This is a genomic window from Streptomyces armeniacus (genome assembly GCF_003355155.1).
Classification (GTDB): domain Bacteria; phylum Actinomycetota; class Actinomycetes; order Streptomycetales; family Streptomycetaceae; genus Streptomyces; species Streptomyces armeniacus.
Map to the genome: position 1 here is coordinate 2,542,134 of NZ_CP031320.1, position 16,177 is coordinate 2,558,310.

At 71.5% G+C, this 16,177-nt stretch carries 18 protein-coding genes, 1 other RNA gene and 1 pseudogene; 14 read left to right on the forward strand and 6 right to left on the reverse strand.

The window, feature by feature from the left end:
* The first annotated feature begins 286 nt into the window (after positions 1-286).
* Together DVA86_RS11050 and DVA86_RS11055 are read left to right on the forward strand one after the other, a co-directional pair.
* Positions 287-2,254, forward strand: a complete 1,968-nt coding sequence (locus DVA86_RS11050; RefSeq protein WP_208884607.1) for an N-acetylmuramoyl-L-alanine amidase — start codon at positions 287-289, stop codon at positions 2,252-2,254.
* Positions 2,255-2,522: 268 nt separating this feature from the next.
* Positions 2,523-3,344, forward strand: a complete 822-nt coding sequence (locus DVA86_RS11055; RefSeq protein ID WP_208877775.1) for a hypothetical protein — start codon at positions 2,523-2,525, stop codon at positions 3,342-3,344.
* 193 nt (positions 3,345-3,537) lie between these two features.
* On the opposite strand, the gene DVA86_RS11060 is transcribed toward DVA86_RS11055, so the two are convergent.
* Positions 3,538-3,732, reverse strand: a complete 195-nt coding sequence (locus tag DVA86_RS11060; RefSeq protein ID WP_208877777.1) for a hypothetical protein — start codon at positions 3,730-3,732, stop codon at positions 3,538-3,540.
* 294 nt (positions 3,733-4,026) lie between these two features.
* On the opposite strand from DVA86_RS11060, the gene ftsE reads away from it, so the two are divergent.
* From ftsE to ssrA, 5 genes are all read left to right on the forward strand, one after another.
* The gene (gene ftsE / locus DVA86_RS11065) at positions 4,027-4,716 is read left to right on the forward strand and encodes a cell division ATP-binding protein FtsE (protein ID WP_208877778.1); all 690 of its coding nucleotides are present in this window, start codon (positions 4,027-4,029) and stop codon (positions 4,714-4,716) included.
* 50 nt (positions 4,717-4,766) lie between these two features.
* Positions 4,767-5,678, forward strand: a complete 912-nt coding sequence (gene ftsX / locus DVA86_RS11070) for a permease-like cell division protein FtsX (protein ID WP_208877780.1) — start codon at positions 4,767-4,769, stop codon at positions 5,676-5,678.
* Positions 5,679-5,745: 67 nt separating this feature from the next.
* Positions 5,746-7,026 carry a S41 family peptidase gene (locus DVA86_RS11075; RefSeq protein ID WP_208877781.1) on the forward strand — a complete coding sequence of 427 codons (1,281 nt, stop codon included), beginning with the start codon at positions 5,746-5,748 and terminating at the stop codon, positions 7,024-7,026.
* Positions 7,027-7,043: 17 nt separating this feature from the next.
* On the forward strand, positions 7,044-7,523 hold the full coding sequence (smpB, locus tag DVA86_RS11080) for an SsrA-binding protein SmpB (protein WP_208877783.1): 480 nt from the start codon (positions 7,044-7,046) through the stop codon (positions 7,521-7,523).
* Between the two features lie 127 nt (positions 7,524-7,650).
* Positions 7,651-8,022: a transfer-messenger RNA gene (gene ssrA, locus DVA86_RS11085) on the forward strand.
* Positions 8,023-8,265: 243 nt separating this feature from the next.
* On the opposite strand, the gene DVA86_RS35250 is transcribed toward ssrA, so the two are convergent.
* Positions 8,266-8,607, reverse strand: coding sequence for an MBL fold metallo-hydrolase (locus tag DVA86_RS35250; RefSeq protein ID WP_245996485.1), 342 nt, complete (start codon positions 8,605-8,607; stop codon positions 8,266-8,268).
* A gap of 10 nt (positions 8,608-8,617) precedes the next feature.
* Between DVA86_RS35250 and DVA86_RS36095 the strand changes: the two genes are divergently transcribed.
* The 3 genes from DVA86_RS36095 to DVA86_RS11100 all read left to right on the forward strand — a co-directional run bounded on the left by DVA86_RS36095 (position 8,618) and on the right by DVA86_RS11100 (position 10,622).
* A complete protein-coding gene (locus tag DVA86_RS36095) occupies positions 8,618-9,205 on the forward strand; it encodes a hypothetical protein (protein WP_342776352.1) in 588 nt (195 codons plus the stop codon).
* A gap of 106 nt (positions 9,206-9,311) precedes the next feature.
* The gene (locus DVA86_RS11095) at positions 9,312-10,364 is read left to right on the forward strand and encodes an oxygenase MpaB family protein (RefSeq protein ID WP_208877784.1); all 1,053 of its coding nucleotides are present in this window, start codon (positions 9,312-9,314) and stop codon (positions 10,362-10,364) included.
* A 57-nt stretch (positions 10,365-10,421) separates the two neighbouring features.
* On the forward strand, positions 10,422-10,622 hold the full coding sequence (locus tag DVA86_RS11100; protein ID WP_208877785.1) for a hypothetical protein: 201 nt from the start codon (positions 10,422-10,424) through the stop codon (positions 10,620-10,622).
* 38 nt (positions 10,623-10,660) lie between these two features.
* Here DVA86_RS11100 and DVA86_RS35260 read toward each other — a convergent pair.
* A pseudogene (locus DVA86_RS35260) lies at positions 10,661-10,876 on the reverse strand (NADP oxidoreductase); the annotation flags it as partial.
* 14 nt (positions 10,877-10,890) lie between these two features.
* On the opposite strand from DVA86_RS35260, the gene DVA86_RS36270 reads away from it, so the two are divergent.
* Together DVA86_RS36270 and DVA86_RS11110 are read left to right on the forward strand one after the other, a co-directional pair.
* A complete protein-coding gene (locus DVA86_RS36270) occupies positions 10,891-11,088 on the forward strand; it encodes a winged helix-turn-helix transcriptional regulator (protein WP_208884608.1) in 198 nt (65 codons plus the stop codon).
* 169 nt (positions 11,089-11,257) lie between these two features.
* Positions 11,258-11,935: a chitinase gene (locus DVA86_RS11110; protein WP_425470975.1), complete on the forward strand. Its 678-nt coding sequence runs from the start codon at positions 11,258-11,260 to the stop codon at positions 11,933-11,935.
* Here DVA86_RS11110 and DVA86_RS11115 read toward each other — a convergent pair.
* Positions 11,889-13,229, reverse strand: a complete 1,341-nt coding sequence (locus DVA86_RS11115; protein WP_208877788.1) for an MFS transporter — start codon at positions 13,227-13,229, stop codon at positions 11,889-11,891. The two genes, DVA86_RS11110 and DVA86_RS11115, sit on opposite strands and share 47 nt — an antisense overlap.
* A 99-nt stretch (positions 13,230-13,328) precedes the next feature.
* Between DVA86_RS11115 and DVA86_RS11120 the strand changes: the two genes are divergently transcribed.
* Complete coding sequence (locus tag DVA86_RS11120; protein ID WP_208877789.1) at positions 13,329-14,318, forward strand: LysR family transcriptional regulator; 990 nt, start codon at positions 13,329-13,331, stop codon at positions 14,316-14,318.
* Positions 14,319-14,461: 143 nt separating this feature from the next.
* Entirely contained in the window at positions 14,462-15,034 is a 573-nt protein-coding gene (locus DVA86_RS11125; protein ID WP_208877790.1) for a dihydrofolate reductase family protein, read from the forward strand.
* Between the two features lie 63 nt (positions 15,035-15,097).
* Here the strand turns inward: DVA86_RS11125 and DVA86_RS11130 are convergent, their stop codons facing one another.
* Positions 15,098-15,334 (reverse strand): DUF397 domain-containing protein, encoded by a 237-nt coding sequence (locus tag DVA86_RS11130; protein ID WP_208877792.1) that lies wholly within the window; start codon positions 15,332-15,334, stop codon positions 15,098-15,100.
* A complete protein-coding gene (locus tag DVA86_RS11135; RefSeq protein ID WP_245996487.1) occupies positions 15,331-16,155 on the reverse strand; it encodes a helix-turn-helix domain-containing protein in 825 nt (274 codons plus the stop codon). The genes DVA86_RS11130 and DVA86_RS11135 overlap by 4 nt, the downstream gene beginning before the upstream one ends.
* Positions 16,156-16,177: the final 22 nt, after the last annotated feature.

Here is a 16,177-nt window from a genome sequence, read left to right on the forward strand (position 1 = left end):
CCGGCAGGGCCGCGTGCGCCCGTACGGGCGCGAGGTCTCCGAGCGGTAACGATTGCACCCGTTCCGTCCGTGCCAGAGGTCTGGCCCGGTGACGCGGCGCAGGCCCCGGCTCTGCCCCCGGAAGACCGCTCTGACGTGCAAGTCCGTGCTGCCCGCGAGTGGTTGACGTGCGTACGGGCGGTCGGTAGGCATGGGGCGTCCGTCAGCAGGTCACCCGAGGAGGCCGCACGTGTCAGGGACGAACCACGTGGCAGGGACGCACGCGGAACGGCGCGCGCGGCGCCGCATGACCTGCGCCGGCGCGGGTGTCGCGGCGGCCGCGCTGCTCGCGCCGCTGCTGGCGGCGGGCCCCGCGGCGACCGCGGAACGCGAACCGGACTCGCTGCAGGGGGCGTTCGCGCGGGCGGCGGAGCGGCACGACGTGCCGGTCAGCGTGCTGCTCGGGGTGTCGTACCTCCAGTCGCGCTGGGACGGGCACCGGGGCGCGGCGAGCGTGTCGGGCGGTTACGGCCCGATGCACCTCACGGATGCCCGTACGGCGCTCGCCTCGGAAGGCCGCAAGGCCGGGGACCACCACGCCGGAGCGGCGGAGGACCCGCGCGGCGACACGCAACGGCCGCTGTCCGTACGGGAGTCCGCGCGCGCGGACTCGGACGCCGCGGCGGGAGACGTGCCGCGGCGGCTGCGTACGCTCCCGGAGGCGGCGCGGCTGACCGGGCTGCCGCAGGAGGAGCTGCGGGAGGAGCCCGCGGCGAACATCGAGGGCGGCGCCGCGCTGCTGGCCGCCGCGCAGCGGAAGCTGGGGCTGCCGCTCAGTGGCGACCCCGCCGACTGGTACGGCGCGGTGGCCGGTTACGCGCACGCCGCCGACGCCGCCACCGCCGCCGTCTACGCGGGCGACGTCTTCGACGTCATCACCGACGGCGCCGCGCGCACCACCGACTCCGGGCAGCGCGTGACCCTCGCCGCGCACCCCGGACTGCGGCCCGAGACCTCGCAGGTGCGCAAGCTCGGCCTGCGTGAGGGGCAGCGCGACCCGAAGCTGGAGTGCCCGCGGAGCATCTCCTGCGAGTGGATCCCGGCGCCGTACGAGGAGTGGAAGGACGAGGAGGGCGAGCCCGACTACGGCAACCACGACAAGGCCGACCGGCCGCGCGCCCCGCGCATCGACTCGATCGTCGTGCACGACACCGAGGAGACGTACGAGCGGACCCTCGACCTCGTCCAGGACCGGGAGTACGTCTCCTGGCACTACACCCTGCGTTCCTCGGACGGCCACGTCGCGCAGCACGTGCCGACGGAGGACGTGGCGTGGCACGCGGGCAACTGGTACGTCAACTCCGGTTCCGTCGGCCTGGAGCACGAGGGCTTCCTGACGGCGCCCGACGCCTGGTACACGGAGGCGATGTACCGCGCGTCGGCACGGCTGGTGCGCCATCTGGCACGCACGTACGACATCCCGCTGGACCGGCAGCACATTCTCGGCCACGACAACGTGCCCGGCACGCTGCCCTCGACCATCCCCGGCATGCACACCGACCCCGGCCCGTACTGGGACTGGCAGCACTACTTCGCGCTGATGGGCAAGGAGTTCGAGGCCACCGGCGGCCGGGACTCGGGGCTGCTCACCATCCGCCCGGACTACGACCGGAACCAGCCCGTCTACACCGGGTGCGAGACGGCCGGGGAGCCCTGCCCCGCGCACGGTTCCACCGCCGTACGCCTGCACACCGCGCCGCGCTCCGACGCGCCCCTCGTGCCCGACGCCGGCCTGCACCCCGACGGCAGCCCGTCCACGACCGGCGTCAACGACACCGGGGCGCGGGCCTCCACCGGTCAGCAGTACGCGGTGGCAGGCCGCGAGGGCGACTGGACCGCGATCTGGTACCTGGGCCGGAAGGCGTGGTTCCACAACCCGCGCAAGCAGCCCACCGCCGTACCGGCCTCGGGCTCCGTGGTCACGCCCGCGCCCGGCAAGGACAGCGTGCCGGTCTACGGGCGCGCGTACCCCGAACCGGACGCGTACCCGGAGGGCGTGCCCGTCCAGGACATCACGCCGCTGCCGTACGAGCTGTCCGCGGGCCAGTCGTACGCGGCCGGACTGCGCACCGAGGGCACGTACTTCTACGCGGTCACGTTCGATCCGGCGCAGCATCGCGTGGTCCGCGGCGAAACCGCGTACTACCAGATCCAGTTCGGGCACCGGGTCGCGTTCGTGAAGGCCGACGACGTACGGGTGCGCCCCGCGCGGTGACGGTGACCAGGTGGGAGCGGTGCGGGGTGGTGGGGATGTCAGAAGCCTCACACTCCCTTCACCCGGGATCACTTGGCACTCGCTTGACGATGGTGTGAAAACTGGGAAAGCTGTTTGCTCGGCAGGCGTGTGACTGGGCGCGTGCGGGGCGGGGAAGAGCGCGGTGCCCGAAGGCGAACGACAAGGACTGCGGCTCAACGTCTCTGCACGCGGTGGCCATTCACACAGCTGCCCCACTGATCGAGTATCTACTGGGGGTAGTTGGCAGATGACCAATTCCAAGACGCGGCTGCGCGTTGCGCGGATCGCGGCCGGTGCGGTGTTCGCGGCCGGCGCCTCGCTCACCGCGGCGGGAGTGGCCCAAGCGGTCAGCCCGACCGAGAGCGCTGAGAAGACGGAGACGAAGGCGGCGAAGAGCGGCACGATCGTCGGTGTCACCACCGGCGGTGAGGACAGCGAGGGTTCCATCGTCGGCCTCATCGAGGGCAGCACCGGCGACGACGGCGGTTCGACGGGTGGTGACGACGGCGGCACCACGGGTGGTGACGACGGCGGCACGACCGGCGGCGACGACGGTGGCACCACCGGCGGTGACGACGGCGGGAGCACGACCGACGGCGGTACGACCACGGATGGTGGCACGACCACCGACGGTGGCAGCACGACGGACGGTGGCACCACGACCGACGGTGGCACGACCACCGACGGCGGGAGCACGACCGACGGCGGCAGCACCACGGACGGTGGCACGTCGGGCGGTGACGACGGCGGCACCACGGGTGGTGACGACGGCGGCACGACCGGCGGCGAGGAGCCGGCCACCATCGGCGGCGGCAGCACCGGCGGCGGCGAGGACGACACCCCCACCTGTGAGCTGGGCGAGTCCGAGGTGGACTGCTCCACCGGCGGCAACACCGACCCGGACGTGGGCGGCAGCGAGCCGGTCGGCCAGGAGAAGCCGAAGGACGAGCTGGCGGAGACCGGTTCGGCCGAGACGACCTTCCTGCTGGTCGGCGCCGCAACCATGATCGCGGGCGGTGTCGGCTTCCGCGCCATGCCGCGCCTGATCAACCGCCGTACGGCCGCCTGAGGCCCGTACGCACCGCACGGAACAGCCCGAAGGGCCCGGAACGCTTTCGTTCCGGGCCCTTCGGCTTGCCGCAAGCACGGGGGAACTCCGCTGGGTCACCGGTCAAGAACGGTGCGTGAGCAACGGGACGTACGCAACTGCGCCGCGTGAGCGGAACGGTGAACGCCGCGCGGCCTCAACAGCCGGGAGCGTGCTACGCCGTGGCCACCCGCTGGGCCACCACCGCGACCGCGATCAGGGCCAGCAGGAGTGCGATCAGCGCCGCCGGCGTGAGCGCGGCCAGCGGGCCGCCCTCCTGCATCCGGGCCCGGTGAGCGCGGCACACCGAGCAGCGGCCCTCACTGACGGGGCCTGCGCAGTTGGCACACACCAGTCGGTCGCATGTCATGCGATCTCCTCCTCAGTCGGCCAACGCCCTCGGTGGGTGATTCGTTCCCCAAGGCTCCCGCTTCCACTGTGCCAGGTGACGGCCCGGAACGCAGAGGGACAACGCATACGTACACGCCCGTGACACCGGGCAGTCAATCGCCAGTGCCGGGAATATGCCTGTTCGCTCCGGCAGGAACCCACCTACACCGGACGCCGACTGCGCGGCCCGCACCCCTTCGCGTAGGGTCGCCCCACCGAGGGAGCCGCCGACGGCTCCCGATGTCCCTACCCAGGCCGACGTGGTGCAAAAACCGTGATCCGTTTCGACAACGTCTCAAAGTCCTACCCCAAGCAGAACCGCCCGGCCCTCCGCGACGTTTCGCTGGAGGTCGACCGCGGTGAGTTCGTGTTCCTGGTGGGTTCTTCCGGCTCCGGCAAGTCCACCTTCCTCCGGCTGCTGCTGCGCGAGGAGCGTGCGAGCCACGGCCAGGTACACGTCCTCGGCAAGGATCTGGCCCGCCTGTCGAACTGGAAGGTGCCGCAGATGCGCCGCCAGCTCGGCTGCGTCTTCCAGGACTTCCGGCTCCTGCCGAACAAGACGGTCGGTGAGAACGTCGCGTTCGCCCTCGAGGTCATCGGCAAGTCCCGCGGGCAGATCCGCAAGACCGTCCCCGAAGTCCTCGATCTCGTCGGGCTGGGCGGCAAGGACGACCGCATGCCCGGCGAGCTGTCCGGTGGTGAGCAGCAGCGCGTGGCCATCGCCCGCGCCTTCGTGAACCGTCCCATGCTCCTGATCGCCGACGAGCCCACGGGCAACCTCGACCCGCAGACGTCCGTCGGCATCATGAAGCTGCTCGACCGGATCAACCGCACCGGTACGACCGTGGTGATGGCGACACACGACCAGCAGATCGTCGACCAGATGCGCAAGCGCGTCATCGAACTCGAGCTGGGCCGACTCGTACGTGACCAGTCGCGCGGCGTTTACGGCTACCAGCACTAGTACCGGGCGAGGACCGCGCTCACGCAAGCAGGAACGCAGGAAAGGACGCCATGCGCGCCCAGTTCGTACTGTCGGAGATCGGTGTCGGTCTCCGCCGCAATCTGACGATGACCTTCGCGGTGATCGTCTCGGTCGCCCTCTCACTGGCTCTGCTGGGGGGCTCGCTGCTCGCCCGGGACCAGGTGAGCACGATGAAGGGGTACTGGTACGACAAGGTCCAGGTGTCGATCTACCTCTGCAACAAGAACGACGCCGAGTCCGATCCCAACTGCGCCAAGGGCGCGGTGACGGAGGAGCAGAAGAAGCAGATCCTGGCCGATCTCAAGGAACTCGAGATCGTCGACAAGGTCTACCACGAGTCCGCGGACGAGGCGTTCAAGCACTACAAGGAGCAGTTCAAGGACTCTCCGCTGGTGGACTCGCTGACGCCGGACCAGATGCAGGAGTCGTACCGCGTCAAGCTGACGGACCCGACCAAGTTCAACGTCATCAACACCGCGTTCTCCGGGAGACAGGGGGTTCAGGAGGTCCAGGACCAGAAGGACCTGCTGGAGAACCTGTTCAATCTCCTGAACGGCATGAACGTCGCGGCGCTGTGTGTGATGGCTCTCATGCTCGTCGTCGCACTGCTCCTGATCATCAACACGGTGCGGGTCTCGGCGTTCAGCCGAAGGCGGGAAACCGGGATCATGCGGCTGGTCGGCGCGTCCGGGTTCTACATCCAGCTGCCGTTCATCCTGGAGGCCGCCATCGCGGGCCTCATCGGGGCGGGTTTTGCCTGCGTACTGCTGGTCGGCGGCAAGTACTTCCTGATCAACAACTGGCTGCAGGAGAAGATCCCGCTCATCAACTTCATCGGCTGGGACGCGGTCGCGAAGGTGCTTCCTCTTATCCTCGCCGTCGGGATGCTGATGCCCGCCGTTGCAGCTTTCTTCGCCCTCCGCAAGTACCTCAAGGTGTGACACAGGACGCGGGTGCCGTACGGACAACTGCCCTTATGGCACCCGCGTCTGGCTTAGACTCCGGAACATGCCGGGCATGTGGAATTCCGCGCGGCCCCGCCGAATCCGCCGCGGGGCGGCCCTGACGATGGTCTTCGCGGGCGTCCTCGCGACGGGCGCCGCCACGGACTCGTGGAACGGCGAGTCGCACGGCTCCGCACCGGAGCCCGCCGACCGCGCGCTCGCCGGTACGTCCGGCGACACCGACGACTCGCACGCGGCGCGGCAGGCCGGAGAGGCGCGCGACGCCGATGCGGACGGAGCGGCCGAGCGGCTCGTCAGCCGCAGCGGCGACCGCTGGTCCGCCGCGTACACGGCGCGTGAGTACGCCGGACTGGAGCGGACGCTGGACGGCGAGTACGTCGGCATCGGCATCTCCGTCCGCCGCGCCATCGACAGCGCGGGCCGCCGTACGGTCGACGTGGCCCGGGTCCAGCCGGGCAGCCCCGCCGCCGAGGCCGGGATCCGCGCCGGGGACCGGCTGCACGCCGTCGACGGCACGGACGTGGACGAGCGGCCCGTCACCGAGGTCGTCGCCCTGCTGCGCGGCTCCGCCGAGGGCACCGCGGCGCGGGGCGGGAGCGGCAAGGACGACGCGGACGGGAACGGCAAGGACGAGGGCGGCAAGGACGAGGGCGGCGGCGAGGGCGCCGCGCCCGGCAGCCCCGTCGCGCTGGACCTCAGCCGGGACGGCCGCCGCTGGGAGGCGGACCTGGAACGCGCCCGCCTCAAGGCCGGCACGGTCACCACGGACCGGGTGGCACCCCACGTCACCAAGATCAAGATCACCCGCTTCACGGAGGACTCCGGCGACGAGGTGCGCCGCGCCGTACGCGAGGTCCCCGACGGCGACGGCATCCTCCTCGACCTCCGCGGCAACTCGGGCGGCCTGGTCACCGAGGCTGCGGACGCCGCCGCCGCGCTGCTCGACGGCGGGCTGGTCGGCACGTACGACGACAACGGCACGCAGCGCGCCCTCTACGCCGAGCCGGGCGGCGACACCGAGGCACCCGTGGTCGTCCTGGTCGACGGCGGCACCATGAGCGCCGCCGAACTGGTCACCGGCGCGCTGCAGGACCGCGGCCGCGCCGTCGTGGTGGGCTCCCGTACCTTCGGCAAGGGCTCCGTCCAGGTGCCGCGCCAGATGTCCGACGGCTCCGTCGCCGAGCTGACCGTGGGTGACTACGCGACTCCGGCGGGGCGCGCCGTCCAGGAGGACGGCCTGTCGCCGGACCTCGCCGTGCCGTCGAGCCGGGAGGCGGAGTCGCGGGCCCGTTCGGTATTGAGTGGCCTCGCGTCCGGGTCGTAGGGGAAAATACCCTGGTTATGGCTAAAGAGACGGGTCGAAAGATCATCGCGCAGAACAAGAAGGCGCGGCACGACTACCTGATTCTGGACACGTACGAGTGCGGGATCGTGCTGACCGGCACGGAGGTGAAGTCGCTGCGCCAGGGCCGTGCCTCCCTGGTGGACGGCTTCGCGCAGCTGGACGACGCCGAGGTCTGGCTGCACAACGTGCACATCGCCGAGTACTCGCAGGGCACCTGGACGAATCACAGCGCGCGGCGCAAGCGGAAGCTCCTCATGCACCGTTCGGAGATCGACAAGCTGATCGGCAAGACGAAGGAGACCGGCTACACGCTGGTCCCGCTGGCGCTGTACTTCAAGAACGGCCGCGCCAAGGTCGAGCTGGCGCTCGCCAAGGGCAAGAAGGAGTACGACAAGCGGCAGGCCCTGCGCGAGAAGCAGGACCGCAGGGAGGCGGAGCGCGTCATCTCGGCGGTGAAGCGGAAGCAGCGGGCGTAGGCGCCTGGGCCCCCGCGTGAGGGGTGGCCCGCGCACGCGGGGGAATAGGCTGGCCCCCGCGTGTGTTGATCACGTACGATGGCACTTGCGCCTGCTCCTCCGGGAGCCGGGCTTGTCAATTCAACATGGGGATGATCGGTTTCGACAGCGGATGTCGAAGCAGGGGAAGCGAGCCGAGGAACGCGGCAATGATCTCGTTAACCATCTGCCGCAAAAAAATAATCGCCAATTCCAAGCGCGATTCCTTCGCCCTCGCTGCCTAAGTAGCGACTGGTGAAGTGCTGGCCCGGGGGTGTTCCCGACCCGGTGTCCGGCATCATCAAGGGGACTCACCGCGCAAGCCCGGTCACGGGGCCTGCCGGAACATCAAACAGTGACTGAGCCCGTCGGAGACTTGTCCGCGTGATCTCCGGGGCTGAGAAAATCGTAGCGGACTGCGCTCGGAGAAGCCCTCCTTCCGCTCCGTTGGACGCGGGTTCGATTCCCGCCATCTCCACGAATGCGACAGGCGACGTGTGCGCACGGAAAGCGTGGGCCGCGTCGCCTTCGTCGTTTGTGCGCGGCTTCGCCGCGCGGTGCGGGGGCTCCGCCACCCGCACCCCTGTGCGGGGCTTCGCCCCTGCCCCCGTCTCGGTGGGTGGGGGCGGGCGACGTGTGGGGCGGAAGGCGTGGGCCGCGTCGCCTTCGTCGTTTGTGCGCGGCTTCGCCGCGCGGTGCGGGGGCTCCGCCGCCGTTGCGGCCGTTACGCGCCGTGTTCCGCGCACAGGCAGCGCGTGCGCGGGTCGAGCCACTCCCGGCCCGTCCACTCCGGGTGGCGTTCGAGCATCAGCGCCGAGACCTCCGCCACGATCGTCTCCTCGCTCATCGCCGAGTCGCGCCGGGCCCAGGTCTCGTCACGCAGCAGCTCCAGGTAGTCCCGTACGTCCGCCAGCAGGCGCGCGTCGCCGATGTCGCCGTGCCCCGGTACGACGACCCGCGGTGCCCGCCGCGCCAGCCGCCGCATCACCGCGAGCCAGCGCGTGCCCGACACGTCGACGTCGTGCGGCGGGAACCACGGGAAGATCGCGAACTGCCCCGCTTCCACCAGGTCCCCCGTGCGCGAAGGCCAGCACCTTCTCGGCGTTGCGGGGGCCCATCCCGGTCTCCACGACCAGTACGGAGTGCTGCCCGCCCACGAGGCCGATGTTCGGTACGAGCGGCACGCGCCGGTCCGGTACGACCACCACGTCGCGGGCGACCTCCCGTACGTCCGTGATGTGCACGGCGGGTTCGGGCATGGTCTCGTCGGCCTGGCGGCCCGGTTCCTGCGGCATCGGCGCTCCTCGCTCGGTCTCCCCGTACGCAGCCCAGTCCAGCCGCCCGGACTCCGTGCGTCCAACACCCGTTCCGCAGCGGCGATACCGGGCGGGTATCGTCGCTGCCGATGGATCTGCGCAGGCTGGGCTACTTCGTCGCGGTCGCCGAGGAACTCCACTTCGGCCGGGCCGCCGCGCGGCTGCACCGTCGGACTCGCGCCGACCGGCCACACCCTGCTGGACGGGCTGGTGACGGTGCCGCTCGACGGGATGCCGCCCAGCCGCCTCGTCGTCGCCTGGTCCGGCGCACGGGCGACCCCGCTCGTACGGTCCTTCGCGCGGATCGCTGTCGCGCAGTACGGGTACGGGCGGGGGCCGGGTGCCTGACCGGCACGTATCCGCTTCCGCGGGCTTCGGGCGGAGGGCCGCGGCCTGCGACAATGGCCGTAATCCGAGAGGCGGCACCGCACCCCGACGGAGACGGAGCCCGCACATGCCAGCAGGCGCAGAAGGCGCAACAGAACCGGCTGACCCGGTGGACCGGACGGACCCGGCTGACCCGGTGGACCGGACGGACCCGGTGGAGCCAGCAGACGGCACCGGCCCGGCAGCGGCGCGCGAGACGCGTACGCCTCCCGTACCGCTCGGCCCCGACTCCCTGACCTGGTGCTACTTCGGCGACTGGCGCGGCGTGCTGCTCGCCCCCTGGGCGGGCGTGATGCAGAACATGCACCCGGGCCTCGGCGCCGGAGTCGCCGAGCACTCCCGCTTCTTCGAGGAGCGCTGGCAGCGGCTCTACCGCTCGCTGTACCCGATAGGCGGCGTCGTCTACGACGGCCCGCGCGCCGCCGAGACCGCCCGCCAGGTGCGCGGCTACCACGACACGGTCAAGGGCACCGACGCATACGGGCGCCCGTACCACGCGCTCGATCCGGACACGTTCTACTGGGCGCACGCCACCTTCTTCATGCTGACCGTGCTGGTCGCCGACCGCTTCGGGCCCGGCCTGAACGAGCCGGAGAAGCGGCAGTTGTTCGACGAGCACGTGCGCTGGTACCGGCTGTACGGGATGAGCATGCGGCCGGTGCCGGGCAGTTGGGAGGAGTTCCAGGCGTACTGGGACCGGATGGCGGCGGAGGTGCTGGAGGACACCCGGCCCGCGCGCGACGTCCTCGACATCCGCCGTATCGCCAAGCCGCCCGCGCTGTCCTGGCTCCCGGACGCCGCCTGGCGCGTGCTGCGCGGCCCGCAGGCGCGGCTCACCGTGTGGCTCACCGTCGGACTGCTGCCGCCCGCGGCGCGGCGGCGGCTCGGCCACCACTGGACCGTACGGGACGAGCGCCGGCTGCGGCTGCTCGGCCGCGCCGTCCACCATGGCTGGAAACTGGTGCCGTCCGCCCGCCGCTACCACCCGCGCGCCCGCGCGGGCTGGGCCCGCGCCGCGGGCCACCGCGCCCCGGACGCCCCACCGGTGGAGACCCCGCCCCGCAACCTCCCCCCTGCCGCGGAGCGGGACAGCCCTCGCCACTACTCGCCCCGCGTCTGAGGGTTGGAGCGCACCATTCGTTGGACGGCCCGTTCCGGTGCGCGTCAGCCTGGGGCCATGACAGCGACGATTGAGTTCTGGCCCACCGAAGAAGACGCCCGGATCATCCGCGCGGCGACGCGCGAAGGCGAGACGGCCGACGACGTGATCCGCCGTGCCCTGCGCCTGCTGGAGCGCGAGTTGTGGCTCGGGAGGGCTCGCGCCCACGCGACGCGGCTGGCGGACGAGGACGTGTCCGCGGAAGCGGACGTCTGGTGAGCCGCGGCGCGGTGCACAGTGCGGCGTGCGCCGCCCCCTCATGCCCCCGCGCCGCCCGGGCCCGACGCGTACGCCAGCGGGGGCGCGATCGCCTGGGCGTCCGCGTGTTCACCGACCAGGCCGATGAACAGCGCCGCCGTCGCCTCCAGCAGTCCGGCCCGGTCCAGGCCGCCACCGGGCAGCGGCGCGCAGCCGGTGTCCCGTACCAGGTCGCGGGCCGTGTCGAGGGCCGACTCGTCGTCGCCGCAGAGCGGAGACGACGAGTCGGCTGGAGTTCAACGGTCTGGTGGCGCGGCACGTGTACGCCGAGGCGCCGCCCCGCGTCGAGTACGAACCCACCGCGCAGGGGTGGATGTTGGCGGCGATTCCGCGTGAACGGGCGCCCCGTGACCGCGTGTTGACGCGCCGGGCCGAGGTGAAGGGGCTCCGGGGGATTCGCGAAGGAAAACATTGGTCTACACCTTGACTGGTATAGACCAAGGCAGTTGACTGCGCCCCGTCAGCCTTTTTCTCCGCGGCCGGTGTGCGTGCGCGCCGGACCCCCCACAAGGAGTGATCGAGTGTTGAGGCAGCTCAGAAAGAGGATCAAGGCGGTGCTCGCCGTGTCCGCACTGGTGGCGGCGCTGGCCGTGATCGTGCCCGTCACCGCGTCCGCCGGACAGAGCGGACAGGACGGCAAGGGCGACTCGGCCGCCGAGTTCATCGTCAGCGAGGCCCAGTTCAACGAGATGTTCCCGGGCCGGAACGCCTTCTACACGTACCAGGGCCTCGTCGACGCCCTCAGCGCGTACCCGGAGTTCGCGAACACCGGTGACGAGACCGTCAAGAAGCAGGAGGCCGCGGCCTTCCTCGCGAACGTCAGCCACGAGACCGGCGGCCTCGTCCACGTCGTGGAGCAGAACGAGGAGAACTACCCGCACTACTGCGACGACACCCAGCCCTACGGCTGCCCCGCCGGCAACGACGCCTACTACGGCCGCGGCCCGATCCAGCTGAGCTGGAACTTCAACTACAAGGCCGCGGGCGACGCGTTGGGCATCGACCTGCTCAACGACCCGTTCCTGGTGGAGAAGGACCCGGCCGTCGCCTGGAAGACCGGCATCTGGTACTGGATGACCCAGTCCGGCCCCGGCACCATGCCCGCCCACGAGGCGATCACGGGCGGCCACGGCTTCGGCGAGACGATCCGCGCGATCAACGGCTCGCTGGAGTGCAACGGCGGCAACCCGGAGCAGGTGCAGAGCCGGATCGACAAGTACAAGCAGTTCACCCAGGTTCTCGGCACGACCCCGGGCGAGAACCTGAGCTGCTGAACGAGCCCTCCGTGACCGGGTCTTCCGCAGGGTCCTCCGCAACGAGAGGCCCGTGCCGACGGAAACCCGCCGTGGCGCTGGCGGCGGCCAGCGCCGCGGCGGCGGCCGGCACCCAGTAGCCGGCGGCGGCCCCGCCGCCGAGGTGCTGGGCCGCCCAGCCGCCGGCCGCCGAACCGGCCGCGATGCCGCCGAGCAGCGCGGTCACGGCGAGGGTCATGCCCTCGTTGAGCCGGGCGGCCGGGGTGATCCGCTGGATCAGCGTCATGCCCGTCACCATGGTCGGCGCGGTGCCCGTGCCCGCGAGCAGCAGCGCCGCGGCGAGCAGCAGCAGGTTCCCCGAACCGGACCCGGCCCCCGCCAACGCCTCCGCCGCCGCCCCGGACGCCAGCAGCGGCAGCGTCATCAGCCCGGCCATCACCGCGACGCACACCGTGAACCGCCGTACGACCGGCCCGCCGCCCGGCCGCAGCGCCCCGAAGACCAGCCCGGCCACCGCCGAGCCCGCCGCCTGCAGTGCCAGTACGGGCCCGCCCGCCGCCGCGTGCCCCGACTCGTCCGCGTACGCCAGGGTCACCACCTCCAGCGCGCCGAACACCGCGCCCGTGCACAGGAACGTGATCAGCAGCGGCGGCATGCCCCGCAGCCGTACGGGCGCCCGCCCGCCGTCCGTACCGCGCGCCGCGACCGGCGGTTCGGTGCGCCGCTGCGCGGCGAACAGCAGCACCCCGGTCACCAGCAGGACGGCGCCGGCCAGCGTGCCCGCCTCCGGGAAGAACGCCGTGCACAGCAGCGCCGCGAGCACCGGCCCGAGCATGAAGCACAGCTCGTCGGCGGCCTGTTCGAAGGAGTTCGCGGTGTGCCGCGCGGCGGCGTCGTCCCGGTGTACGTACGCCCAGCGGGCCCGTGCCATGCCGCCCGTGTTCGGGGTGGTCGCGGTCGCGGCGTAGGCGGCGAACAGCGACCAGTCCGGGGCGTCCCAGCGTACGCACGCCACCAGCGCGAGCGACCCGAGCGCGGCGACGCACGCCGCGGGCACCACCACGCGCCGCTGCCCGTACCGGTCGGTGAGCCGCGCCGTCAGCGGCCCCACCACGGCGGTCGCCGCGAGGCCGGTCGCGGTGACGGCGCCGGCGAGGGCGTACGAGCCCCGCGAACCGGCGATCATCATGACGGCGGCGACCGTGAACATCCCCATGGGCAGTCGCGCCATCAGGTTTCCGGCGGTGAACGCGGCGGCGCCGGGCACGGCGAACAGTCGCGCGTACGGGGCGAGCCAGCGGGGTGCGGAGGACATGCGGCCACCCTCGCCGCACCGCGCGTACACCGTCCAACACCTGTTCAGAGGGGACTTACGCACTTGCGTTGTCAGTGCGTGCCGGGATCACAATGAGCCGTGACCACCGCCCCGCCGCCCCGCGACACCGACCCCCGCCTGCTGCGCGCCTTCGTCGCCGTCGCCGAGGAGCTGCACTTCACCCGCGCCGCCGCGCGGCTGTTCGTCGCCCAGCAGGCGCTCAGCCGGGACATACGCAGGCTCGAACGCGAGTGGGGCGGCGGCCCGCTGTTCCTCCGTACGACGCGCCGCGTCAGCCTGACGCCGGAGGGCGAGCGGCTGCTGCCGTACGCGCGTGCCGTGCTCGCCGCGTACGGTGAACTGGCCGCCGCCGTCAGCCCGTACGGGCGTCCGCTGCTGGTGGACGTGGCCGCGCCGGTCAGCACCGGCCGGCGGGTGCTGGACGCGGCACGCGAACGGGCGCCCGAGGTCGAGTTCGTGGCCCGCTACCACAGCGGGCTCGCGGGCGCCGCCGCCGATCTCCTCGCGGGGCGGCTCGACGTCTCCTTCGGGCGCGCCGCCGGGCTGCCGCCCGAGGTGCTGGCGGGGCTCGGGCACCGCCTCGTACGGTACGAGCGCGTCGCCGTGCTCCTTCCCGGCGACCACCCGCTGGCCGCGCTCCCCGAGGTGCCGGTGGCGCGGCTCGCGGGGGAGACCCTGTACGCGGGCGCGGGCAACGCCGAGACCACCGAGTGGACCGACTACGCCCGCGCGCTCTTCGCCGGCCGTGGCATCGAACTCGCCCCGCCCTTCCCGAAGATCGAGGGCGACGAGGAATTCAGCCGGGTCGTACGGAAGCACCGCTGGTCCGTGCTGGCGAGCGAGGTGTTCACGGGGGTGCCCGGCATGGTGCTGCGCCCGCTGACCGGCCCGGTGCCGCTGTCCCCGGTCTCCCTGGTGTGGCGCCGCGGCCTGCGCCACCCCGGCCTGGACGCGCTCCGCTCGGCGGCGGACGTGCTGGCCGCGGCGGACACCACGTGGCTCCGCCACGTACCGCCCGGAAGCTGGCTCCCGGAGGCCGACGCGCGCGCCGCCGGATCGCCGGTCTGAGACGGCGGTTCGGCGGCGGCCGATGAGTTTTTGCGCGCCCGGACGTCAGTCAGGGGTGAGAGACGGCGTACGGCGGGCGTGAGGCCCGTACGGCCCGGCTCACCGTACCGACGAACACCGCGAACACCACTTGGGAGAACTCGATGCGCACCCTCATCAGCACCGCCTTCGTCTCGCTCGACGGCGTCGTGGAGGCTCCGGGCGGCGAGCCCGGCTACCGGAACTCCGGCTGGACCTTCAAGGACATCGAGTTCGTCCCCGAGGCGTACGAGATCAAGGGCACGGAGCAGCAGGAAGCCACCGCGATGCTGTTCGGGCGTACCAGCTACGAGGCGTTCAGCCCCGTCTGGCCGGACATGGAGGAGTTCGCCGACTACAAGCTGATGCCGAAGTACGTCGTCTCCACCACCCTCACCGACGACCAACTCGTGCCGGGCTGGGGCGAGACGACGATCCTGCGGTCACTCGACGACGTCGCCGCGCTGAAGGAGACCGAGGGCGGCCCGATCATCATGCACGGCAGCGCCACCCTGAACCGCAACCTCTCCGACGCCGGCCTGATCGACCGCTACCACCTGCTCGTCTTTCCGCTCCTGCTCGGCGCGGGCAAGCGGCTGTTCAGCGACACCGACAAGGACACGCAGAAGCTGAGGCTCGTCGAGCACGAGGCGTACGCCAACGGCCTCCAGAAGAACGTCTTCGAGGTCGTCCGCTGACGTCCCGCGAGGCCGCGCTGGTGCACCACGGGGGCGCATCAGCGCGGCGCGGGCCGGTGCAGACTAGACCGCGAAGTCGGTGAAGGCGGCCCAGGCGGCGGGGGAGACGGTGAGGCCGGGGCGCGTCACGTCCTTGGAGTCCCGTACGTGGACGGCCTCGGGGCACGCGGCGACCTCCACGCAGTCACCGCCCTCGCTGCCGCTGTAGCTCGACTTGCGCCAGGCGTACGCGACTTCGATGCATGCGCCGCCCTCGCTGCCGCTGTAGCTGGACTTGAACCACACCAGATCGCTGTTCATGCCTCTCCTCGCAGCCGGTCCAACAGGTCTTTGGAATCCTCGGGGTTGAGGGCCTGCGTCCGCAGCATCGCATACTTGCGGGAGAGCATGCTGACCTCGTCCTGGTCGGAGATGAGCTGACTGCCGCGCTGCGTCTCCATATAGGCCAGATGCTCGTGGTCCGGGGTTTCCAGCAGGACGAACGGGCCATCGAGTGCGGCATGTGTCGCCCGTCCGAATGGCATGATCTGGAGGGAGAGGCCCGGCAGTTCGGCGCACTGCCGGAGATGGCGGAGCTGGTCGCGGAAGACCTCCTTCCCGCCCAGGCGGTCCATCAGCACCGCCTCCGAGAGGATGAAGCTTGCGCTCGGCGGCACCTTGCGCTGCAGAATGTCCTGCCGCTCCATCCGCGCCGCCACTTGGTGCTCGATCTCGTCCTCGCTGAGTGCCGGGACACGGCTGCGGAACACTGCTCGTGCGTATGCCTCGGTCTGGAGAAGGCCAGGCACAGCCTGAATCTGGAACGAGCACAGCGCCACCGCCTCCGCCTCGCGGTCCACGAACTCCGCCGCCCAGATCGGGTACTTGTCCATCTCCGGCATGTGCGCCAGCGCCACCGCCAGCGCGCCCTTCGTCTCCAGCAGCTCGTCCAGCTGCTCCGCCAGGTCCGGCTTCAGATGGCGGCGGCCCTGCTCGATCGAGGCGATCGTCTCGTACTCCGCGCAGACCCGTTCCGCCAGCTGCTCCTGTGTCATCCGGGCCTCCCGCCGGAACAAGCCGAGTTGGGCGCCGACGAGGCGCATCGCGGACGCGTTCTTCTTGCGCTGCTTCTTCTGGTTCATGACGCTGTGCTCCCCCACTGAC